The 21,429-nt window shown below is 59.1% G+C and carries 23 protein-coding genes and 1 pseudogene; 13 read left to right on the forward strand and 11 right to left on the reverse strand.

Features of this window, described 5'->3' with window-relative positions:
* Positions 1–53 precede the first annotated feature (53 nt).
* The 6 genes from ACTF5F_RS01825 to ACTF5F_RS01850 all read right to left on the reverse strand — a co-directional run bounded on the left by ACTF5F_RS01825 (position 54) and on the right by ACTF5F_RS01850 (position 4,085).
* Positions 54–494 (reverse strand): DMT family transporter, encoded by a 441-nt coding sequence (locus tag ACTF5F_RS01825; protein WP_438955174.1) that lies wholly within the window; start codon positions 492–494, stop codon positions 54–56.
* A complete protein-coding gene (locus ACTF5F_RS01830; protein WP_438955175.1) occupies positions 491–946 on the reverse strand; it encodes a DMT family transporter in 456 nt (151 codons plus the stop codon). Before ACTF5F_RS01830 ends, ACTF5F_RS01825 begins: the two co-directional genes overlap by 4 nt.
* The gene (gene mgrA, locus ACTF5F_RS01835) at positions 947–1,990 is read right to left on the reverse strand and encodes an L-glyceraldehyde 3-phosphate reductase (protein WP_438955176.1); all 1,044 of its coding nucleotides are present in this window, start codon (positions 1,988–1,990) and stop codon (positions 947–949) included.
* Positions 1,991–2,058: 68 nt separating this feature from the next.
* Positions 2,059–2,445 (reverse strand): NUDIX hydrolase, encoded by a 387-nt coding sequence (locus ACTF5F_RS01840; RefSeq protein WP_438955177.1) that lies wholly within the window; start codon positions 2,443–2,445, stop codon positions 2,059–2,061.
* A 180-nt stretch (positions 2,446–2,625) separates the two neighbouring features.
* Entirely contained in the window at positions 2,626–3,360 is a 735-nt protein-coding gene (locus ACTF5F_RS01845) for an SDR family NAD(P)-dependent oxidoreductase (protein ID WP_438955178.1), read from the reverse strand.
* On the reverse strand, positions 3,357–4,085 hold the full coding sequence (locus tag ACTF5F_RS01850) for an SDR family NAD(P)-dependent oxidoreductase (RefSeq protein ID WP_438955179.1): 729 nt from the start codon (positions 4,083–4,085) through the stop codon (positions 3,357–3,359). The genes ACTF5F_RS01845 and ACTF5F_RS01850 overlap by 4 nt, the downstream gene beginning before the upstream one ends.
* A 235-nt stretch (positions 4,086–4,320) precedes the next feature.
* On the opposite strand from ACTF5F_RS01850, the gene rpsD reads away from it, so the two are divergent.
* The 4 genes from rpsD (at position 4,321) to ACTF5F_RS01870 (ending at position 7,751) form a co-directional block, all read left to right on the forward strand.
* The gene (rpsD, locus tag ACTF5F_RS01855) at positions 4,321–4,941 is read left to right on the forward strand and encodes a 30S ribosomal protein S4 (protein WP_438955180.1); all 621 of its coding nucleotides are present in this window, start codon (positions 4,321–4,323) and stop codon (positions 4,939–4,941) included.
* A 437-nt stretch (positions 4,942–5,378) separates the two neighbouring features.
* Positions 5,379–5,669, forward strand: a complete 291-nt coding sequence (locus ACTF5F_RS01860; RefSeq protein ID WP_438955181.1) for a hypothetical protein — start codon at positions 5,379–5,381, stop codon at positions 5,667–5,669.
* 82 nt (positions 5,670–5,751) lie between these two features.
* Positions 5,752–6,834, forward strand: coding sequence for a histidinol-phosphate transaminase (hisC, locus tag ACTF5F_RS01865; RefSeq protein WP_438955182.1), 1,083 nt, complete (start codon positions 5,752–5,754; stop codon positions 6,832–6,834).
* Positions 6,831–7,751: a prephenate/arogenate dehydrogenase family protein gene (locus tag ACTF5F_RS01870; protein ID WP_438955183.1), complete on the forward strand. Its 921-nt coding sequence runs from the start codon at positions 6,831–6,833 to the stop codon at positions 7,749–7,751. The genes hisC and ACTF5F_RS01870 overlap by 4 nt, the downstream gene beginning before the upstream one ends.
* Before the next feature lie 103 nt (positions 7,752–7,854).
* On the opposite strand, the gene ACTF5F_RS01875 is transcribed toward ACTF5F_RS01870, so the two are convergent.
* Positions 7,855–8,307, reverse strand: a complete 453-nt coding sequence (locus ACTF5F_RS01875; RefSeq protein WP_438955184.1) for a hypothetical protein — start codon at positions 8,305–8,307, stop codon at positions 7,855–7,857.
* A gap of 413 nt (positions 8,308–8,720) precedes the next feature.
* On the opposite strand from ACTF5F_RS01875, the gene ileS reads away from it, so the two are divergent.
* Genes ileS through ACTF5F_RS01890 form a run of 3 tightly spaced genes read left to right on the forward strand, consistent with a single transcriptional unit; the run spans position 8,721 to position 12,926 of the window.
* The gene (ileS, locus tag ACTF5F_RS01880) at positions 8,721–11,627 is read left to right on the forward strand and encodes an isoleucine--tRNA ligase (protein WP_438955185.1); all 2,907 of its coding nucleotides are present in this window, start codon (positions 8,721–8,723) and stop codon (positions 11,625–11,627) included.
* On the forward strand, positions 11,628–12,080 hold the full coding sequence (locus tag ACTF5F_RS01885) for a methylated-DNA--[protein]-cysteine S-methyltransferase (protein ID WP_438955186.1): 453 nt from the start codon (positions 11,628–11,630) through the stop codon (positions 12,078–12,080). It begins immediately after the preceding gene.
* 9 nt (positions 12,081–12,089) lie between these two features.
* Positions 12,090–12,926: an EamA family transporter gene (locus ACTF5F_RS01890; protein ID WP_438955187.1), complete on the forward strand. Its 837-nt coding sequence runs from the start codon at positions 12,090–12,092 to the stop codon at positions 12,924–12,926.
* Here the strand turns inward: ACTF5F_RS01890 and ACTF5F_RS01895 are convergent.
* The 3 genes from ACTF5F_RS01895 to ACTF5F_RS01905 all read right to left on the reverse strand — a co-directional run bounded on the left by ACTF5F_RS01895 (position 12,923) and on the right by ACTF5F_RS01905 (position 15,301).
* Entirely contained in the window at positions 12,923–13,618 is a 696-nt protein-coding gene (locus ACTF5F_RS01895) for a CDP-alcohol phosphatidyltransferase family protein (protein ID WP_438955188.1), read from the reverse strand. The two genes, ACTF5F_RS01890 and ACTF5F_RS01895, sit on opposite strands and share 4 nt — an antisense overlap.
* Positions 13,619–13,688: 70 nt before the next feature.
* Positions 13,689–14,603, reverse strand: a complete 915-nt coding sequence (locus ACTF5F_RS01900) for a tyrosine recombinase XerC (protein ID WP_438955189.1) — start codon at positions 14,601–14,603, stop codon at positions 13,689–13,691.
* The gene (locus tag ACTF5F_RS01905) at positions 14,600–15,301 is read right to left on the reverse strand and encodes a DUF484 family protein (protein ID WP_438955190.1); all 702 of its coding nucleotides are present in this window, start codon (positions 15,299–15,301) and stop codon (positions 14,600–14,602) included. The genes ACTF5F_RS01900 and ACTF5F_RS01905 overlap by 4 nt, the downstream gene beginning before the upstream one ends.
* A gap of 294 nt (positions 15,302–15,595) precedes the next feature.
* Between ACTF5F_RS01905 and ACTF5F_RS01910 the strand changes: the two genes are divergently transcribed.
* Entirely contained in the window at positions 15,596–15,877 is a 282-nt protein-coding gene (locus tag ACTF5F_RS01910) for a hypothetical protein (protein WP_438955191.1), read from the forward strand.
* A 15-nt stretch (positions 15,878–15,892) separates the two neighbouring features.
* On the forward strand, positions 15,893–16,384 hold the full coding sequence (locus ACTF5F_RS01915) for a hypothetical protein (protein ID WP_438955289.1): 492 nt from the start codon (positions 15,893–15,895) through the stop codon (positions 16,382–16,384).
* Position 16,385: 1 nt separating this feature from the next.
* Here the strand turns inward: ACTF5F_RS01915 and fsa are convergent, their stop codons facing one another.
* Entirely contained in the window at positions 16,386–17,039 is a 654-nt protein-coding gene (gene fsa / locus ACTF5F_RS01920) for a fructose-6-phosphate aldolase (RefSeq protein WP_438955192.1), read from the reverse strand.
* 90 nt (positions 17,040–17,129) lie between these two features.
* Between fsa and ACTF5F_RS01925 the strand changes: the two genes are divergently transcribed.
* The 4 genes and pseudogenes from ACTF5F_RS01925 (at position 17,130) to ACTF5F_RS01940 (ending at position 21,363) form a co-directional block, all read left to right on the forward strand.
* Positions 17,130–19,322 (forward strand): primosomal protein N', encoded by a 2,193-nt coding sequence (locus ACTF5F_RS01925; protein WP_438955193.1) that lies wholly within the window; start codon positions 17,130–17,132, stop codon positions 19,320–19,322.
* A gap of 8 nt (positions 19,323–19,330) precedes the next feature.
* Positions 19,331–19,810: pseudogene (locus tag ACTF5F_RS01930) on the forward strand (dihydrodipicolinate synthase family protein).
* Complete coding sequence (locus ACTF5F_RS01935) at positions 19,811–20,209, forward strand: dihydrodipicolinate synthase family protein (protein ID WP_438955194.1); 399 nt, start codon at positions 19,811–19,813, stop codon at positions 20,207–20,209. It begins immediately after the preceding pseudogene.
* Between the two features lie 59 nt (positions 20,210–20,268).
* On the forward strand, positions 20,269–21,363 hold the full coding sequence (locus ACTF5F_RS01940) for a cupin domain-containing protein (RefSeq protein WP_438955195.1): 1,095 nt from the start codon (positions 20,269–20,271) through the stop codon (positions 21,361–21,363).
* Positions 21,364–21,429: the final 66 nt, after the last annotated feature.

Consider the following 21,429-nt stretch of genomic DNA (forward strand, 5'->3'; position numbering starts at 1 on the left):
CTCTTTCGTCGTTAGGGGAGAGATAGGCATCGCGACGGGGGGCCGCAAGGAAATCAGGGATTTGGAGTGCGTTTCTGCCGCCCGTGGAGGAGCCACATGCCGGCAAGGATCAGTACTGTGCCCGCAATACGGTGCGCGGTATCACCGGGCACGTCACGCAGCAGGTCGATAACAAGGCCAAAAATCATCTGCCCTGCGATGATGAGCAGGGTGGTTTTGACGGCGCCAATCTCAGCCACCAGCCAACTCGACGCGGCGATGAAGAGCACGCCGATGGTGCCGCCAAGGTAGGCCCATTTCGGCGTCTCCGCGATGTTGCCGTCGAAGAGCCCGCCGAAGACAAGGGCAACGAGGGAGAGGAAAACGAAGCCAACGATGTGGTTCCAAAACGACGCCTCCATCGCTGAGGTGGAAAGGGAAAGCCGGCCGTTGAGTTGGCGGCTGACGCTGACAAGGATGCCGGCAACGAAGGACATTGTGATAAACAGGATCATGCCTCCGTCCCTGACAGGACCAGTAGACCCGCGCCCACCAAGATGAGCGCAAAGGCCGCCCATTCGCGTGTGCTGGGGCGACGTTTTGGCAGGCCGAAGAGGCCGCGCAGGTCAGCAATTATCGAAAACGCCACCTGTCCGGCAAGCCCTAAGGCGATGGTGCCGGAGAGGGCTAGTGGGGAATTGAGCGCGGCGGAGGTGAGCATGACCGTAAACGCGCCCACAATGCCCGCCGCATAGGACCAAAGCGGCGCGCGCGTCGGCTGGGCGCGTTTCGGGCGCAGGACAAGAAGCAGCGCCAGCGCCGCAGAGGTGCCGGTAAAATGCGGCACCCATGATGAAAAGAGCAGCGTGCCATAGACCGCCAATGTGCCGTTGGTCAGGACCATGAGGCTCAGTAGCCCGCCGGTCAGGAAGGCCGCGATGGGGTGCAGGGTGGAGGCGGTGCGCATTTAGCTGGGGGCGTTGTCGGACTCAGATGATTTGGCCCAAAGGTTGATGTTGGCATCCCCTGCGAGGCGGTCAATTTCCGCCAGTTCGTCGGGCGTGAAGTCGAGATTTTGTGTCGCGGCCACGCAATCAGTGATCTGTTCAGGCTTGGACGCGCCAATCAGGGCAGTGGTGATGCCGCCGCCCCTGAGCACCCAGGCAATCGCCATCTGTGCAAGGGTTTGCCCGCGATTAGCGGCCACGTCGTTCAAAGCTTTGATCGCGGTGAGTGTCTTGTCCGACAGTTGATTTTCGCCCAGCGATTTGTCTTGGGTCATGCGGCTGCCCTCGGGGATGCCGTTCAGATATTTGTTGGTCAGCAGTCCTTGTGCCAAGGGGGTGAAAGCAATGGAGCCGACGCTGAGGTCTTTCAGCGTATCCTTTAGCCCGTCGGTTTCTACCCAGCGGTTCAGGATGTTGTAGCTGGGTTGGTGGATGAGGCAGGGGGTGCCGAGGTCATTGAGAATGGCGACGGCTTCGCGGGTTTTCTCCGAGTTATATGAGCTGATCCCCGCGTAAAGCGCTTTGCCCGAGCGAACGATCTGGTCGAGTGCGCCCATCGTCTCTTCCAGTGGGGTGTTAGGGTCGAAACGGTGGGAGTAGAAGATATCGACATAATCGAGACCCATCCGCTTGAGCGATTGATTACAAGAGGAGATCAGGTATTTGCGGCTGCCTTGTTCCCCATAAGGCCCGGGCCACATTAGGTATCCGGCTTTTGAAGAGATGATTAGCTCATCGCGATAGCCGCGGAAGTCCGTGCGGAGGATTTCGCCAAACGCTGTTTCCGCGCTGCCTGGCGGGGGGCCATAGTTGTTGGCGAGGTCAAAATGCGTGATTCCTGCGTCAAAGGCGGTTTGGCAGAGGCTGCGCTTCAACTCATGCGGGGTGTCGCCGCCGAAATTGTGCCAAAGGCCCAATGAGATGGCCGGAAGATCAAGACCCGACACGCCACAGCGGCGGTAGGGCATGGTGTCATAACGGGTTGGCGAGGGGACGTAGGTCAATGCAGGCTCCAGAGGCTTTTTAGACAGCATAACCTGTGGCGCGGGACAGCCAAGGGCCTGTTGCAACCCTATTGATTGAGAAAGAGGGCCTGAAGCTCCGGTTCGTTCACAAGACTGGCGGCGGTTTCGGAGTCGACCCAGTTGAGGGTGCGTTCCGCAGCTTCTGGAAACGTTGGCAGCATGTCCGTCACGGCGATGGAGAAGACCTGCGCCTCCACCGGCAAGGCGGACCCGTCATCAAGTCCCTTGTCATAGCAATAGGAGCCAATCGGGTCGTCGGAGGTGGCCGTGCCCCTGACGCCGGCTTCTTCCCACGCTTCTTGCAGGGCCGTGTCCGCAGGGGACAGACCGTCAATTGGCCAGCCTTTTGGGATAATCCAGCGACCTGTGTCGCGGCTCGTAATCAGCAGGTATTCCCTGCCGGTCTCTGTATCGCGATGGCACATGGCGGCCATCTGAGGATGTTTTGTCCTACGCAAAAACGGGCCCAGAACCCCGTCCCAGGCGGACTGAATGTAGTGTAGCATTTGAAACCGCGCACGTATTTTTAGTTATGAACGCCACTTTAGTCCATTTTTTGTAAAAATACAAATGAACGTCCCGGCATCCGGCGTGAGCAGCGCGGGATGGGTTGGTTAAGGCAGGCTCAGTTGTGTCATGCGGCCACCGTCGATGGTCCAGACCTGTCCGGTGACAAAACTCGCCTCATCGGAGACGAGCCAGCGGGCCAATGCGCCAACCTCTTCCGGGGTTCCGGTGCGGCCGACGGGGTGGATACGACCGATGTCTTTGCGGAATTGGGCCGGATCGCCGAGGCTTTCAATAAAGGTGGTATTGAGGTCGGTGTCGATCCAGCCCGGCGCGATGGCGTTGCAACGGACGCCGTCGGGACCGTGATCGACCGCCACGGCACGGGTGAGGGCGTGCAGCCCACCTTTGGAGGCGCAATAGGCCGGATGGCGCGGGTTGGAGCCGAGCCCTTCGATGGAGCCGATGTTGAGGATCGCGCCTTTGGTGGCAATCAGGTGCAGCAGGGCGGCTTTGATGAGCATGGCGGGTGCGGTGAGGTTCACTTGCAGCGTTTGCGCCCATGTAGCTGCGTCCATTTCGAGCAACGTGCCCTCAACCATCACGCCGGCGTTGTTGATCAGGATGTCGAGCTGGCCGAGGCGGCTGATCGCCTCTGCGACCAGCTTTTCAGGGGCGGTGGGGTCAGCGAGGTCAGCTTCGATGCTGTCGCGGGCGGGGTCTAGGCCGCGCTGGGCGGTGAGGACTGTTGCGCCTGCGCCCTCCATCGCGGCGGCGATGGCAGCACCGATGCCGCTGCGCCCGCCGGTGATGAGGGCTGTCTTGCCGCTGAGATCGGTCATTTCACAGGTTTCCCGCCGTTGGCTTCAATCAATGCGCCACAGAGATAGCGCGCCTGGTCGGAGGCGAGGAAGACCACAATGTCGGCGATATCCTCAGGCGCGGCAATCCGGCCCAGCGGGACAGAGGCGTTGAGATCAGCGATGGCGCTGTCGGGGTCAAAGCCCCGCGCGGCAAACCCGCTGCGCAACATGGCGGTGTCGACCTCATTGGGGCAGACCGCGTTGACGCGGATCATCTGGTGCGCGTGGTCCATGCCCAGGCATTGGGTCAGGGAGGCAACCGCTGCCTTGGACATGACATAGAGAGGGTGGTTTGGGCCAGGATGGACGCCCCAGCATGAGGCCACGTTCACAATCGCCCCGCCGCCTGCGTCGGCCATGATCGGGATTGCCGCGCGGCAGAGGCGGAACGGAGCCTCCACATTGATCGCCATTGTGCGGATGAAGTCGTCGTCAGTCGCGTCCGTGATCGGGCCACGGGTGATGATGCCTGCGTTGTTCACAAAGATGTCGAGCTTGCCCATCAGATCGGCCGCGCGTAGGGGGAGCGTGTCGCAAAATCCAGCGTCCATCAGATCGCCGGTGATTCTGTGATTGGCGGTGCAGTCGTTCTGATCAGCGCCCGTGACCGTGACGCCCTGTGCCTGCAGGCGGTGGACAATCGCCGTGCCAATGCCCCCTGCGGCCCCCGTCACCAGTGCTGTTTTGCCGTTAAGGTCTGTCATGGGCGTTCCCTTTGTCGTCATTCAAGCCTGCGGGTCTGGCTTGCCTGGGTCTTGTGTGAGACCGACATGATGATGTCGCGAAATGCGTGTTGACTCCTTTCTCGCACCTTCTATAAGCCATCCACCCATTGGTGTTGGTGGTCCTCGCAAGAGGGACCCTGTCGCCCCTGCAAAATCAGGGGAAAGGACAACGCCCTTCATGCCCAAAAGGGCCGTCTTAGAAGGAGATCAGCGTATGACTAAACGTACCGCTGCCAAGTACAAAATTGACCGCCGGATGGGCGAAAACATCTGGGGTCGCCCAAAATCTCCCGTTAACCGTCGTGAATATGGCCCCGGCCAACACGGTCAGCGCCGTAAGGGCAAGCTGTCCGACTTCGGCATCCAGCTGCGCGCAAAGCAGAAGCTGAAGGGCTACTATGGCGACCTGACCGAAAAGCAGTTCCGCCGCATCTATGCAGAAGCTGAGCGTGTAAAAGGCGACACAGGTGAAAACTTGATTGGTTTGCTGGAGCGCCGCTTGGACGCTGTTGTCTATCGCGCGAAGTTCGTACCAACGATCTTTGCTGCACGTCAGTTCGTCAACCACGGCCACGTCACAGTGAACGGCAAGAAGGTCAACATCCCGTCTTACCGCGTCAAAGAAGGCGACGTCATCGAAGTGCGCCAGAAGTCCAAGCAGTTGGAACTAGTACTGGTTGCGGCGCAGCTTCCTGAGCGTGATGTGCCTGACTACATGGCTGTAGATCACTCCAAAATGACATGTGAGTTCACACGCACGCCAAGCCTTGGTGACGTGCCATACCCAGTGACAATGGAACCAAACCTCGTCGTCGAATTCTACGCGAAGAACTAATCTCGTTCTTCACGACCACGATTTAAGGCCGCCCGCTTGGGCGGCCTTTTTCGTTTTGTGGGTTCTGGGGCCGGTGCTACGCTTTTGACATTTAAGGTGTGTATTTCGGGGAAGATCGGGTGGCGTATTATCACGGGCTCAAGGATTATGAGCAGCCTGCCCCTGGCAGAGCGATGCAAAATGTGTGCCAGAGCGGCTACTGACCCTGCGCAGTTTTTTATATGATGAATTCAGGCGGGACCGGCAGCCCAACTCCCTCATCATTGGGTCATGGAATTTGGTGGTGTTTGATGGCGGTTTACCGAGGCTTGATGAAAGATATCACTATATCGCGGAGATCATCGATCACTTCGACATTTGCGCGTTGTAGGAAATAAAGGTGGACCTTAGGCCGCTAAAGCGGTTGATGGGATTGCTGGGCTCGAATTGGGATTACTTTGTATGCGACGTCTCGCGGGGCGCGTTACGATGTGCATCCGCCCAAAGCCCTGCCAGCCGATGCGCACCCAGCGGCCAGTTTGAAGACTGACGCGGAATATCATGCCCATTATGAGCCGATCCTCAGGGCGCAGAAGATTTTCCACAAAGAAGAGCCGTATAAGAATTTTGCCAAAAGATATCGGAGCTTTGCGCGCAACGAGATGTCGGACCATTTGCCGGTTTGGGTGGAGTTGGAAGTGGATTATTCGAATAAATATCTGGCGCGCTTTTGGGAGGCTGATGATTGATCAGTCGCGGCGATTCACCTCAGCGGGCATAAATTGCAGGGCTTTGGCTGGTTCTTTTAGCTGAATTCGCTAAAAGGCGATTATGACCCAGATTGAACCACAACCCGGCATCATGAATATCGCCTTGTATCAAGGCGGTAAGTCGGAGATTGCCGGTCGCACCGATGTGCTGAAGCTCAGCTCGAACGAAAACCCGTTTGGCCCGCCGCCTGTCGCGATAGAGGCGATCGTTGCGGCGGCAGGTGACACGCATCGCTATCCTAGCACCGATCATGCTGCCCTGCGTGCAGCGATTGAAGAGGTTTACGGGCTTGAAGCGAATCGGGTGATTTGTGGTGTCGGGTCTGATGAGGTGTTGCAGTTCATCTGTCAGGCCTTCACCGGACCGGGTGTAGAGGTCATTCATACCGAGCACGGGTTTTCGATGTATCCAATCCTTGCCCATGCGGCGGGTGCGACGCCGGTGTGCGTGGCGGAGAAAGACCGCCAAGTGGACGTCGATGCGATCCTCGCCGCCGTGACGGAGCGGACGGGTGTTGTGATGCTCACCAATCCGGGAAATCCGACGGGCACGATCCTGCCAGTGGCGGAGTTGGAGCGGCTTGCCGATGGTTTGCCGGACGGCGTGATCCTTGTGCTCGACTGCGCCTATATCGAATACGCCGTAGGTCATGACGGTGGGGAAGCTCTGGCGCGGCGCCGTGAGAATGTGATCATGACACGGACGTTTTCCAAGCTTTACGGCTTGGGTGGTTTGCGGATCGGCTTTGGCTTTGGCCCGAACGCGCTCATTGATGTGATGATGCGGATTAGGCAGCCGTTCAACTTGTCAGAGGTGCAACTTTCCGCTGCCGAAGCCGCGGCGCGAGACCTTGACTGGGCCACGACTTGCGTTGAGGTCAACGCGGTGGAGCGGGCGCGTCTGACAGGCGGTTTGCGTCAGCACGGGATTGCTTGCGACGACAGCCACACGAATTTTGTGCTTGCCCGTTTTGCGGATGAGGCCGAGGCTGCTGAGATGGAAGAGGCGTTTCAAGCGGCGGGGATTTTGGTGCGCAAGGTGGGGGGCTATGGCTTTCCCGAAGGATTGCGGATCACGGTCGGACGGCCAGAAGACAATGACCGCGTGCTGGATGCGGTGGCAGCGTTCAAAGGTGCGGCATGAGTGATCAGATGTACAAAAAGGTCGCGCTAATTGGCTTGGGGTTGATCGCGTCCTCGATCTGTCATGCGGCCAAGCGCGGCGGATTGGTGGGCGAAATCACTGGCTATGCGCGCAGTCAAGAAACCCGCGACATCGGGCGTGAGATCGGGTTGTGCACGGTGTGCGACACCGGTGCGGAGGCTGTGGCAGACGCGGATTTGGTGATCCTCTGTGTGCCAATCGGGGCGATGGGCCCCGTGATGGCGGAGATTGCGCCGCATTTGAAAGCAGGATCGACCGTCACGGACGTGGGATCGGTCAAACGCGCTGTATTTGATGCGGTTCTGCCGCATTTGCCGACGGGCGTTCACTTTGTCGGGTGTCACCCGATGGCAGGGACGGAGCATTCGGGCCCACGGTCGGGCTTCGCCGAACTTTTTGACAGCCGCTGGACCCTGGTTGTGCCGGGGGCGGATGCCGATGCTCAGACCGTCGCGCAGGTGGAGGCGTTCTGGCAAGGCTTGGGCGCGATGACCACGCAGATGGACATCGACCATCATGACCTGATTTGCGCGGTCGTGAGCCATGCGCCGCACCTTATCGCTTACACGATGGTAGGTGTTGCTGACGACCTTGGGCGCGTCACTGACACTGAAGTTGTCAATTACTCCGCAGCGGGTTTCAGGGATTTCACGCGGATTGCGGCGTCGGACCCGACAATGTGGCGGGATGTGTTCTTGACCAACAAGGACGCCACGCTTGAGATTCTGGGCCGCTTTACTGAAGAGCTTTTTGCTTTGCAGCGGGCCATACGTACCGGCGACGGCGATCATCTACATGACTATTTCACTCGCACGCGGGCGATCCGGCGCGGGATTATCGAAGCGGGGCAGGATACGGCTGCGCCGAACTTTGGACGGGGACCGTCAAAATCGTGAGGCGTTGGGGCGCATATGCGTTGGCCGTTTTGATGGCAGGGTCCGCGATAGTGGAAGCGCCGGAGACGTTGTTGCGCCCGATTGAGCGGATCAGCACGTCGACTTAGCCACGGTTTGATGTGGCACCGGTGCGGATCGCGGCAATGCAGTTGGGGTTGGCTACAATGGGGGCGTCCTCCAGGGCTGCTCCATTTGCCTCGGGCACGACGAGGGGTACGTCGGGGTCCATGCGAAAGGTGGAAGAGTTGTCGATCACTTGCGCGCCTTCGGCCACAGCAAAGGGGGCGAATTTCTTGGTGATCGTGGCGCCGGTGGAGAAGAACGCAACATCAACCCCTTCAAAGCTGAGTTTATTGAGTTCCTGAATGATCACATCGCGACCGCGGAACTGCATGCGCTTCCCAGCAGAGCGCGCGGAGGCAACCAGACGCAGCTCCGACACTGGAAAATTGCGCGTCTCAAGACATTTGAGCAGTTCAACACCAACGGCGCCCGTTGCGCCGACGATGGCTATGACAGGGGCGGGTTGTGGAGCGTCTGGGTTTTGAATGTTCATTGGCTTGGTCCTTTGGTTGTGGACCTGAGCCAAAAATAAAGCCCCGTCCTTGCGGTGGGGCTTGCTTTGGTTTGGTGTTAGGCGTCTGTCACGTGCCCAGGCGAAAAAAAAGCACCCCCTCGGATGCGAATGGTCTTTTTCGTCATGGTCGTCGTTTTCAGCAGTGCCATGAAGTGGCTGGTAGCCAAACACAGCGCGACTTGTAAAGGGGCGCCTCCGGCAGGGATATTTTTGGCAAGAGGAAGATGGGGTTTACCGGTGTTTTTAAGGAGCCTATAAGCGCCGCATGATGTTGGTGCAAATCATACGAATTATTTCCCCGGCGCTCTGATTCGAGCCGCCGGGCCAAGGTGTCTGAGACTTCGCACCGCCCCTGATCCATGACCTATGACTGAATAAGAGGACACGGACACATGTGTGCCGACACCCCTGATTATAAAGAAACTTTGAACCTGCCAAAGACCGACTTCCCGATGCGGGCTGGATTGCCAAAGCGCGAACCTGCGTGGTTGGAGCGCTGGCATGAGATCGGCGTTTATGACCGCTTGCGGGAGAAACAGGGCCGCAAACCCTTCACGCTGCACGACGGGCCGCCCTATGCGAACGGCCATTTGCACATTGGGCATGCACTGAACAAGACGCTGAAGGATTTTGTGGTCCGGTCCCATCAGATGATGGGCTATGACAGCCGCTATGTTCCCGGTTGGGACTGTCACGGGCTGCCGATCGAGTGGAAGATCGAAGAGAAGTACCGCAAGAAGGGCAAGAACAAGGACGACGTGGATGTCGTCGATTTCCGCCGCGAGTGCCGCGCCTTTGCGGATGAGTGGGTTGATATCCAGCGCGAGGAATTCAAGCGGCTGGGCGTGACCGGAAAGTGGGAAAATCCATATTTGACAATGGATTACCGCGCGGAGAGCGTGATCGCCGAGGAATTCATGAAGTTCCTGATGAACGGTACGTTGTACCAAGGCTCCAAACCCGTGATGTGGTCGCCGATGGAGCAGACCGCGCTGGCCGAGGCGGAGGTTGAGTACCACGACAAGGACAGCTTCACGATCTGGGTGAAGTTCAAGGTGGCAGAGCCTGTCGATCACAAGCTGGCAGGTGCGCATGTCGTGATCTGGACCACCACGCCTTGGACGATCCCGTCCAACAAGGCGGTCGTTTATGGGGCGGATATTTCCTATGGCCTTTATGAGGTCACAGGCACGCCGGATGAGTGCTGGGCGAGCGTCGGGGATCGGTTCCTGTTGGCCGATAACCTTGCCGAAGACGTCATGGGCCGCGCGCGGTTGGAAGAGGGACAGTGGCGCCGTGTGACCGATGTGCTCGTGTCTGATCTTGAGGGACTTGGCTTGATGCACCCGCTCAACGGGGCCGAAGGGTCTAAGGGCGAATGGGACGACATTCGCGATTTCCGCGCTGCGGATTTTGTGACTGACACCGAAGGCACCGGCTTTGTCCATTGTGCGCCGTCGCACGGGATGGAGGAATTCGAGCTTTACCGCGACTTGGGAATGTTGGAGCAGGTCATCACCTACAACGTGATGGACGACGGTGGCTTCCGCGCTGATCTGCCGTTCTTTGGCGGCAAGTATATTCTTTCCCGAAAGGGCGGTGAGGGTGATGCCAACAAAGCGGTGATCGACAAGCTGGTCGAGGTCGGCGGGCTGCTCGCACGCGGCAAGATCAAGCATAGCTATCCGCATTCTTGGCGCTCCAAAGCGCCGATCATCTATCGCAACACGCCGCAGTGGTTCGTCTCTGTCGATCGTGAGGTGGGCGACGTTCAGGACGAGATGGGCAAGACGATCCGCGAGCGGGCCCTGAATTCGATCGACGAGCTGGTAAAGTGGTGGCCGCAGGCAGGGCGCAACCGTTTATATTCCATGATCGAGGCCCGGCCTGATTGGGTGCTGTCACGCCAGCGGGCGTGGGGTGTGCCATTGACGTGCTTCACCAAGAAAGGAGCGTTGCCGACCGATGCAGACTTTCTTCTGCGCGATCCTGCTGTCAATGCACGAATTGCGGAGGCGTTCGAGGCCGAGGGTGCCGATTGCTGGTATCAGGACGGCGCGAAAGAGCGGTTCTTGGGCGAGGATTATACCGCAGATGAGTGGGAGCAGGTTTTTGACGTGCTCGATGTGTGGTTTGACTCAGGTTCAACCCATGCCTTCGTGCTGCGCGACCGTGACGACGGGACCGAGGATGGCATCGCCGATGTTTATCTGGAAGGGACAGACCAGCACCGTGGTTGGTTCCATTCGTCACTTTTGCAGGCTTGTGGCACCTTGGGCCGTGCGCCCTATCGGAACGTTGTGACCTGTGGCTTCACGCTCGATGACAAAGGCATGAAGATGTCCAAATCGCTGGGCAATATCATCGCCCCAGCGGAAGTGATCCAGCAGTACGGCGCGGATATCTTGCGGCTGTGGGTGGCGCAGGCGGATTACACCGCTGACCAGCGGATCGGGCCAAAAATCCTGAAAGGCGTCGCGGACAGCTATCGCCGGTTGCGCAACACGATGCGGTTCATGCTGGGGTCCTTGGCGGACTTCACAGACGCCGATCGTGTGGAGCCTGCGGAGATGCCAGAGCTGGAGCGTTGGGTGTTGCACCGTTTGGCAGAACTCGATGTACAGGTGCGCAAGGGCTATTCGGAGTTTGATTATAACGCTGTCTGGCAAGCGATCTTCAACTTCGCGACGCTTGATCTGTCGGCCTATTACTTCGATATCCGCAAGGATGCGCTCTACTGCGACGGCGATACGGCGCGCAGGCGGGCTGCGCGGACGGTTTTGGATATCCTTTACCACCGTTTGACCACATGGCTGGCACCGATTCTTGTCTTTACGATGGAAGAGGTGTGGCTGGAGCGTCATAACGCGCCGGGCGCGTCTGTCCATTTGCTGGACTTTTTGGAGACGCCAGCCGAGTGGCTGGATGAAGGTTTGGCCGCGAAATGGGCGACTATCCGCAAGGTGCGTCGCGTAGTGACGGGCGCGCTGGAAATCCAGCGGACAGAAAAAGTCATCGGGGCTTCTTTGGAAGCGGCCCCGACCGTGCATGTCGATGCGGAGACAGCTTCGATTTTGGAGACCGTGAGCTTTGACGATCTTTGTATCACCTCTGGCATCGCGGTCTCAACCGATCCGGCTCCAGCCGATGCCTTTGTGATGGATGATATTGCAGGTGTTGCGGTGGTGTTTGCCCAAGCGGACGGTGAAAAGTGCCAGCGCTGCTGGAAGATCTTGCCGGATGTGGGCAGCCACAGCCACGCGGGTGTCTGCGGTCGGTGTGACGCCGCCTTGGGCTAGATGCCCGTTCTGATCGATACTCCGATTGGCCCTTTGGGGTTTGATGCCGCTGATGGGGCGGTGACAAACCTGTTATGGGGTCGGTCGGGTGACCTGGAGGAAGGTGTCTTGGCCGATCAGTTGCGGCGTGAATTGGCGGCCTATTTCGCGGGCGCGTTGACCGTTTTCACCGTGCCCGTCGCCCCGCGCGTGACGGCGTTTCAACACGCATTCTCCGACGCGCTTTGCGCGATCCCCTATGGGGAGACGCGGACCTATGGCGCGATGGCACAAGACTTGTGTGTCTCTGCCCAAGCCATTGGGCAGGCCTGCGGTGCCAATCCCATCGCCATTTTGATCCCGTGTCACCGCGTGCTCGCCGCCGATGGGTTGGGCGGCTATTCGGGGGCTGGTGGGGTCGAGGCGAAAGTGGCACTGTTGAAGTTAGAAAAAGCGGGATCGCTTTTGATTTAATGGTGGCAAATGAGCATTTGGGTACTCTTGGCGGTTTTGTTTGCCGCGCTGCTTCATGCCACGTGGAACGCCCTGATCAAGCTTGGCACGTCAAAGATGACGTCGATGCTGATCCTAACCTTAGTGCAAGGCGGCTTTGGCCTGATCATTGCCACGACACGGGCGTTTCCGACCTTTGAGGTTTGGCTGTGGCTGCTCGCCTCTGGCGTCTTTCATTCCGGCTATAAGTTGTTTCTGGCCTATGCCTATGAGCAAGGCGATTTGAGTCGCGTTTACCCGATCGCGCGGGGGGCGGCACCGATGGTGGTGTTGGTGATCTCTGCCTTGTTTCTATCGGATGTTTTGGGTGGCTGGGAGTATGTCGGCGTCCTCATTCTCGGGTTTGGCATTTTGCTGATGGGGCAGGGCGTGTTCCGGTCCGGCGAAAGCGTCAAACTGGTGCCTTTGGCGCTTGGCTCTGCCGCGATGACAGCGGGGTATTCGCTGGTCGATGGGATGGGCGCGCGGGTGTCGGGCGATGCGGTGATGTATGTGGCGTGGCTGTTTGTAATGGATGCGGTGTTCTTCACGCCGATCTGCGTGGCGTTGCGGGGGCGTGACGTATTGCGGACGACGGGGCGCACGTGGATCGTGGGCGGTGTCGCGGCGATGGCGTCTTACGGGGCTTATGCAATTGCGGTGTGGGCCATGACGATCGTGCCCATTGCGCTTGTCGCCGCCCTGCGGGAGACGTCGATCCTGTTTGCGGTCTTGATCGGCTGGATTTTCTTTGAAGAGAAGATGGGCACCCAGAAAGCTTTGGCCGCGGGGCTGATTATCGCGGGCGTTGTATTGACGCGGCTCTAGCCGTCTTTGCCGTACATCATCTGCTGTAGGGCGCCTGCACTGAGCAAGTAGATGGAGGTGATCATCAAGCCATAGTGCGCTGATTGCCCAGGGTTGAAGTCAAACCACGCGGCCCAGCCTGCAAAGAACGTCCAAGCGAGGGCCATCGGGAGTGTCACGCCGCGCCAGCGGGCGGTGCGGACGGGGTGGACGAATTTAATGGGCAGGAACATCGCGAGCGACAAGATCAGTACCAGCGCCAGACAAACCGACCAATGCGGTTGCAGCGCAAAGAGAACGAGGATCAGCATGTTGAAGCAGCCAGGGAAGCCCTTGAAGGAATAATCTTTTGTTTTCATGCGGGTGTCGCAGAAATACATGGCAGATGCGAAGGTGATGACAATGATCGCGACCCAACCGCTCCACCCGTCCATGAGCCCGGAAGCGTAGAGCGCGAAGGCGGGGATGAAGACGTAAGTGAGATAGTCGATGATGAGGTCAAGGAGCACGCCATCGAAGATTGGCGCGTTGGTTTTGACGTCATATTTGCGCGCCAAGGGGCCATCAATCCCGTCGACGATGAAGGCCACGACAAGCCAGAGGAACATCAAGCTCCATTTCGCATCTACGGCGGCCAACATGGCCAGCATCGCAAAGACCGCACCGGTCGCGGTGAAGAGGTGAACGAGGAGGGCCTTGGTCTGTATCGTCATCGGTGTCCTTGCTCCGCATGGCGGCAGATGTTGAATGCCTCCGGCGGAGGTATTTTGTGCGAAAGAAGACTTACGCGCGGGGGTGCGATTTGTCGTATACGTCCATCAGTCTGGCAGTGTCCACGGCGGTGTAGGCTTGCGTCGTGGAGAGGGAGGCGTGGCCCAAAAGCGCCTGAATATAGCGCAGATCGCCACCCGCGCTGAGAAGGTGCGTGGCGAATGAGTGGCGGAGCGCGTGCGGTGTCGCGGTGGAGGGCAGGCCCATTTGCGTTCGCACAATGGCCATAACCTTTTGAATGACCCGCGGATTGAGCGCGCCGCCACGGACACCGCGAAAGAGTGGGCTACCCGAGGTGAGGTCATAGGGGCAGAGGGCGACATAGCGTTCCACCGCCTGACGCGCGGCGTCGATCACGGGGACGATGCGGGTTTTGCCGCCTTTGCCGGTGATCCGAAGCGTAGCGGTCAGGGGCAGGTATTTGCCGGTCAGGCCCAACGCCTCTGATATCCGTAGACCGCAACCGTAGAGCAGGGTGACGACCGCCTCATCCCGCGCGGCGATCCACGGCTCGTCCGAGGCTTGCTGCACATGGTCGATGAGGTCATTGGCGGCCTCTTCTGCTAAGGGTCGGGGGAGTTTCTTTTGAAATTTGGGCGCGCGGGTGGAGAGGACGGCAGTGGGTTCAAAACCCTCCCGCTCTGCCAGCCATCGGTAAAAGGACTTTACAGCGCTTAGGCTGCGGGCGAGGGAGCGCGCGCCTAGGCCACGCCCCCGTTCGTGCGCCATCCAAGAACGCATGTCGCTGACGCTGACTTTGGTGATGGGGCCCAGACCTTGCGCTTCGCCTTTGTGTTGCTGCATGAAGGCAAGAAAGCCCAGAACATCGGTTTGATAGGCGGTGCGGGTATTCTCCGAGGTCGCGGCGAGCGCTTTTTGGGCATCGAGCCATTTGGCCAGAGCGTCCGTCAGCGCGGGGGAAATCATCCCAGCCACCGCCGCATTGCGCGCTCAAAGACGCCCGCGAAGAAGGTCATCAGGTCGGCGCCTTGTTGCGGAGTGAAGAGGTGCGGGTCTTCCGAGCCCAAGAGTAACATACCAGGCAGGCGACCGTCGCCGAAATCGAGCTTCAGGCAAGCTTCTGACCGAACGTAGGCGGCTTTCTCGCCGTAGATATCCTCCCCATCGGCGCGGGTCTGGCGCAGGGTGACTTGGCGCACGGGCATATCGCGGCCACGGGTGGCGTATGTGTCGACGAAGCCTGTTTCTTTCATCACAAGGACGGTGTCCATGTGACCGGTGCTGGCGTCATCCTCATCCGTTTCCAGAACGAGGCGGACGACATCGACGCGCAGGGTGTCGGCGACGTCATGGGAGAGATCATGGAGGAAATCGTCGAATTTTGTCGCGTCAAGCAGCCGCAAAACCGCGCGGTGCACCTGATTTGTGCCGGCCAGATTGTCGTAGGCGGCGGCGATAACAGAGCGATGCGTATCTTCCAGACGGTCAAGGCGGGTGGCCAACCGATCCATTGCGATCCCGCGCAAATCCACGATATTGTCTCCCATCGCCTGCTCATTCGCAGTGATGAGCGCATTCATAACATCTTGGTCTTCAAGGATAACTTCAGGTTCGGAGATGATTTTCTCGCGGATGGTGTTGTCCATGGATGGTGTGTTGGCCATGTGCCTGCTCTTTGTCGTTTTGGCTAGTGTAGCAGACCGATTCCGCTGATGCTGCACCTATGTTTGCAGAGTGACAAAGAATGGTGGCGCAACTGTGACCTTGAGGTCGCGGATCGGCCTAAGGCTTACGTGCGACGGTGAAAAGACGTGGGGCCATGCCGCGTTGCAGTAGGGTTTCGACTATTTCGAAACCGGCGGCTGTGATTTGACCCAAGAACTGCTTTTCAGAGAGCCAGACAACATAGGGGGCCTTGCCCACGGCACGCATGGCAAACAGCGCTGGCCCTAAGAACCATGTGCCGTCTTCGGCAGCGCAGTTTTTGCGATGAAGAGACCGCCGGAGGGCAGTGCGTCGTAGATCTGCTGGATGTGGTGGTCAACGTTGGGGACAAGGTGCAGAAGGTTGAGTGCGATCACCACGTCTTGATGCGGGCCGATGGGCGCGTCAGCGTAGGCGACTTCGTCACGGATATTTTTGCGCAGTTGGTGATGCCTGCGGTGGTGATTGAGATGAAACGTCGCGCGCCGCAGGTGCGGATTGATGTGCTGGCGTCAAATTTGCTGTCGGATTTGTAGCGGCGGGAGGCGGATATTGCCATTCGCCATGTGGTGCCGACCCAGCCTGAATTGATTGCGCGCAAGGTGCGGGACGGGCATGGGCGGCTTTACGCCAGCTGCGCCTATATCCTCGCGCATGGTCCGTTTGAGACGGCGGAGGACCTGAAACTTGCCGATTTTGTCGGCGCGGGTGGCGATGAGACGGAGATGTTGCAAGCGATCCGCAGCTTTGGCGTGGATATCGCGCCGGAGCATCTTTGCGTGATGTCAGACAGCGATATTGGCGCGTGGGAGATGGTCAGCGGGGGACTGGGGGTGATGCCGATGTTGGAGGAATTGGCGGTGGGCTGTCCTGATATGCAGGTTTTACTGCTGGACGCGCCGATTTACGAGGTGCCCTATTACCTGACCATGTATCGGGAATTGTGCTCTTCCCGCCGTATCAGGCTGGTGTTTGATGCGCTGGTAGAGATGCTGTCGGCACCGACCCTCCCCTTTTGGGAGGGGCCTGGGTTTTCGCGGTAGCTTAAAGGATTTTGATGCCTGCTTTTTTAACGTCGGCCATGAACCCTGCGAGGCCTTTGTCGGTCAGCACGTGATCGGCCATTTTCTTGATAACAGCGGGTGGGGCTGTGGCCACGTCCGCGCCGATCTTGGCACATTCGCTCATGTGGTTGGCTGAGCGGATGGAGGCGGCGAGGATCTGTGTCTCAAACCCATAGTTGTCATAGATGTCGCGGATGTCAGCGATCAGCTCCACCCCGTCGAGGTTGATGTCGTCCAAGCGGCCGATGAAGGGGCTGATGAACGTGGCACCCGCCTTCGCGGCCAAGAGCGCTTGATTGGCAGAAAAGCAAAGCGTGACGTTGACCATCGTGCCTTCGTCGCTGAGCGCTTTGCAGGTTTGCAGACCTGCCCATGTGAGCGGCACTTTCACAGCGATGTTGTCAGCGATTTTTGCCAGTTTACGGCCTTCGGCCAGCATCGTATCAGCGTCGAGTGCCACAACTTCGGCAGAGACGGGGCCGTCAACGATGTCGCAGATTTCCTTGGTGACTTCGAGGATATCGCGGCCTGATTTTGCGATCAGGGACGGGTTCGTGGTGACGCCATCGACCATTCCCAAAGCATGCAGTTCCTTGATCTGGTCGATCTCGGCGGTATCAACAAAAAATTTCATGGGCTTTCTCCAGCGGTGGGTTGGCGTTTGCTTAGGTGTCGTTTACCTCATGGGGGTGACTGCCGAAACCCCAAATACGCTGGCGCGACCATGAGCGAGATGTTCTTTCACGAGGGCGATCTCGTCGGTGTGTTGACCGCGCAACCACTGGATCGCGTTCTGGATTACAAAGCGCCTGAGGGCGGTGTGATGTTGGGCGCATTTGTGGAGGTGCCGCTGGGTCCGCGCAAGGTTTTGGGCGTCGTGTGGGGCCAAGGCGTGGGGGATTATGACCGCGCCAAGATCCGATCCGTGATCCGCGTTTTGGACGTGGCCCCAATGCGTGAAGAGATGCAGGAGTTTCTGACCCGCGCGGCGGATTACACGCTGACACCGATGTCGGCGATGCTGCGGCTGGCAACCCGTGCGCCGGGCTTGGGCGATTCGCCCTCGATGCGGAAGGTCTACCGGTTGGGCGATGCTGTCCCCGACCGCATGACACCAGCGCGGGAGAAGGTTTTGGCCGTTTTGCGGGACTATGGCGGCTTGTCGTTTACCTTGAAAGAGGTGGCGGAGATGGCGGGTGTCGGCAGCTCCGTCGTCAAAGGTTTGGTCAAGCAAGGTGCGGTGCGGGAAAAGGATACGTCACGCGATACACCTTACCCTGCGCTGGATCCTGACTATGGCGGCAAAGAGCTGACCGCGGATCAGGCGGCTGTTGCTGATGTCTTGCGGACAGGAATCTGGTCAGGGGCCTATGGCACGACATTGCTGAAGGGCGTGACAGGGTCTGGCAAGACAGAAGTTTATTTGGAGGCTGTGGCAGAATGCTTGCGACAGGGGCGGCAAGCCTTGGTTCTGTTGCCGGAGATTGCGCTGACGGGAGAGTTCTTGACCCGTGTGGAGGCACGGTTCGGGATGAAACCTGCGGAATGGCATTCCGGCGTTACGATGACGGAGCGGCGGCGCTGTTGGAAGATGGTTGGGCAAGGCGATGCGCAGCTCGTTGTGGGGGCACGGTCGGCGCTGTTTCTGCCGTATCAAAACCTTGGCCTGATAGTGGTCGATGAGGAGCATGACACCTCCTACAAACAGGAAGATGGCGTGATGTATAACGCCCGCGACATGACGGTGCTGCGGGCGGCGATCAATGGGGCGCAGGTGGTGCTGGCTTCGGCCACGCCAAGCCTTGAGAGCTGGGCTAATGTGGAGGCGGGGAAATATACCCGTCAGACGCTTAATGCGCGGTTCGGGGCGGCGGTGATGCCAAAAATGTTGGCCATTGATATGCGCAGCGAAGAGGTGCCCGGTGGCACATGGGTGTCGCCCAGCCTGCGCGGTGCCCTGCAGGACCGGCTGGAGAAGGGGGAGCAATCGCTCATCTTCCTCAACCGTCGTGGCTATGCGCCGGTGACGCTCTGTAGGGCCTGTGGGCATCAGATCGGCTGCGATCATTGCGACGCGCGGATGGTGGAGCATCGGTTCCTGAAGCGGCTGATGTGTCATCAGTGTGGGGAGACGAAACCCATACCCAGCGTGTGCCCCCATTGTGAGGCGGAAGATCGTTTGTCCGCCGTCGGTCCAGGCGTGGAGCGGATGGGTGAAGAGGTGACAGCGCTATTCCCAGAGGCACGGGTCGCTGTGTTGTCATCGGACCTTTATGGCTCCGCGCGCGCGATGAAGGCGCATATTGAGGAGATTGCAGAGGGCGGCTCCGATATCATCATTGGGACGCAGTTGGTGGCCAAGGGGCATAACTTTCCCAACCTCACGCTTGTCGGTGTTATTGACGCGGATTTGGGGCTGCAAGGGTCGGATCTGCGGGCGGCGGAACGAACTTTTCAACTGATGCGGCAGGTGGCTGGCCGTTCAGGACGGGCGGAGAAGCCGGGGGAGGCGTTGTTGCAGACCTATCAGCCAGAACACCCTGTGATCCGCGCGATTTTGGCAGGTGACGAGGAGAGCTTTTGGGCGACGGAAGCGGCGGAGCGTAAACAGGCCGGTGTGCCGCCCTATGGTCGGATGGCGGGGATCGTGCTGAGCAGTCCGAATGTCGAAGAAGCCTTGGATCTTGGCACCGACATGGCCCGCCGCGATGCACCTTTGCGCCGGATCGGGGCGCAGGTCTTTGGCCCTGCGCCTGCGCCAATTGCGCGGATCAGGGGGCGGCATCGGGTGCGTTTGCTGGTGAAGGCGGAAAAGACTGCGCCGTTGCAGCGGGCCTTGGCGGAATGGGTGGAGCAGTTCAAACTGTCCTCCAACCTGCGGATGAGCATCGATATTGATCCACATAGTTTCTATTAGGGGTCCTTATGTTCAAAGGATTTTCAGCTTTTCCGATCACGCCCGCTAACTCGGATGGCGTGGTACAGACCGATGCGTTGCAGCGTGTCTTGGCGCGGCTGGAGGGGAGTGGTGTAGCCTCTGTCGGGTTGCTGGGCAGTACGGGCACTTGCATGTTCAAGTCGTGTGCGGAGCGGCAACGCGCCGTGGCGGCGGCGCGCGAGGTGATGACCGATTTGCCGCTGATCTTGGGTGTTGGTGCGATGCGGACGAGCTAGGCTGTGGCGCTTGCCAAAGATGCGCAGGCCGCAGGAGCAGATGCGCTGTTGATGGCGCCCGTGTCCTACAACCCGCTGACAGCGGAAGAAGTGGCGCAGCACTATATGGCCGTGGCCGCCGCAACCGATCTGCCGCTTTGCATCTACAACAATCCGGGCACCACGAATTTCACATTCTCCTACGTGCTCTTGGCGCGGTTGGCGCAGATCGACACTGTGCAAGCGGTGTAAATGCCGCTGCCTGAAGATTGTGATTTTAGGTCCGTGATGGAGGCGTTGCCGGATCATTTGGAGGTCGGGTTTTCTGGCGACTGGGGCATGGCCGATGCGTTTATGAGCGGAGCAGTATCGTTCTATAGCGCAATCGCAGGGACGTGGCCCGTGCCCTTGGTGGCTTTGGAGGAGGCGGCCGTCGCTGGCGACGCGGCACCTATGCAAGCGCTAAGCGATGAATTGAGCGTGCTTTGGGACCTCTGCAAGACCGTCGGCAGTGTGCGCGTCGCGCATGCTTTGGCGCAGGAGATGGGTTTGATTACGACCAGCCTACCTCGGCCCTTGTTAGACTTTGACGGCACGGTGCGGGCGCAGGTGCGCGGGCTTGCCCAACAGCTTGGAGTCGACGCGGGCTAACGAACACCTATTTCCTTTTCCGAATACGCGTGATTGCATGCAAGGCGGAGGACCGGATCATGACAGACACCCCGATCAGAGCAGAGGTTTTGTTGCCGACGCAGGAACTGCGCGATGATCTGCCGTTCTACACCAAGGTGTTGGGGATGCGGATGGACACGATCTTTCCCGCAGATGACCCGACCACGGCGACGTTTTCTGGCCACGGTCTCAACATCCGCATCGAAAAAGGCGTAGCGGTAGAGCCTGGCGTTTTGCGTATTCTAACCGACGATGTTGCGGGGTTTGCTGACGGCGCGACGGAGCTGATGGCCCCCAATGGCACGCGGATTGAGATTGCACCGCTGACGCCTGTGGCCGATGTGCCGGTCGTGGAGCATGAATATCAGGTGCGGCGGTTGCGGGATGAGGCGCCATGGGTGATCGGGCGCGCAGGCATGCATTACCGCGACCTCATTTCCTCGCGCTTGGGTGGGGCAATCATAGCCAGCCATATTCGCATTCCCGATGGCGGGCCCGTGCCAGATCAGGTGCATTATCATACGGTCGGGTTTCAACTGATCTTTTGCTATCGTGGCTGGGTTGACCTGCTTTATGAGGATCAGGGCGAGATGATGCGTCTTCACGCGGGCAATTGCGTTACGCAGCCGCCCGGTATCCGGCACCGTGTTGTCTATGCCTCCCCCGATATAGAGGTGATAGAGGTGGGGGTTCCGGCGGAGCATGTGACCACCATCGATCATGAGATGGAACTGCCTAACGGCATGGTGAATCCTGATCGGGAGTGGGATGGGCAAAAGTTCGTGCATCACGAAAAGGACAAAGCGGTCTGGACTCCATTCCGTATCCCCGGCTTCAAATCGCGTGACACGGGCATCAGTGCTGGCACGAAGGGCGTCGCAGGCATCCATGTGGCGCAGTTTGAAGCGGGCGTAACAGCGCCGACGGTGCATGATGCGGACATCCATTTCACTTTCGTGATGGAAGGGCGCATGACGTTGCAGGCTGACGGGCAGCCATCTTCCGAGTTGGAAGCGGGGGATGCCTTCGTCATTCCACCCGGTTTGGCGACGCACTATGTCGACTGTTCGGATGATTTAGAATTGCTGGAAGTCGCCCTGCGTGGGGATTTCACGTCACAGGTTGTGGGCTGATCTGAGAGGCCCTTGAAGCCTCCACCCCGCGCCCACATCTAAGGGTCGGATCAAGGCGGGGCCAGC

The organism is Cognatiyoonia sp., from assembly GCF_965661665.1.
Classification (GTDB): domain Bacteria; phylum Pseudomonadota; class Alphaproteobacteria; order Rhodobacterales; family Rhodobacteraceae; genus Cognatiyoonia.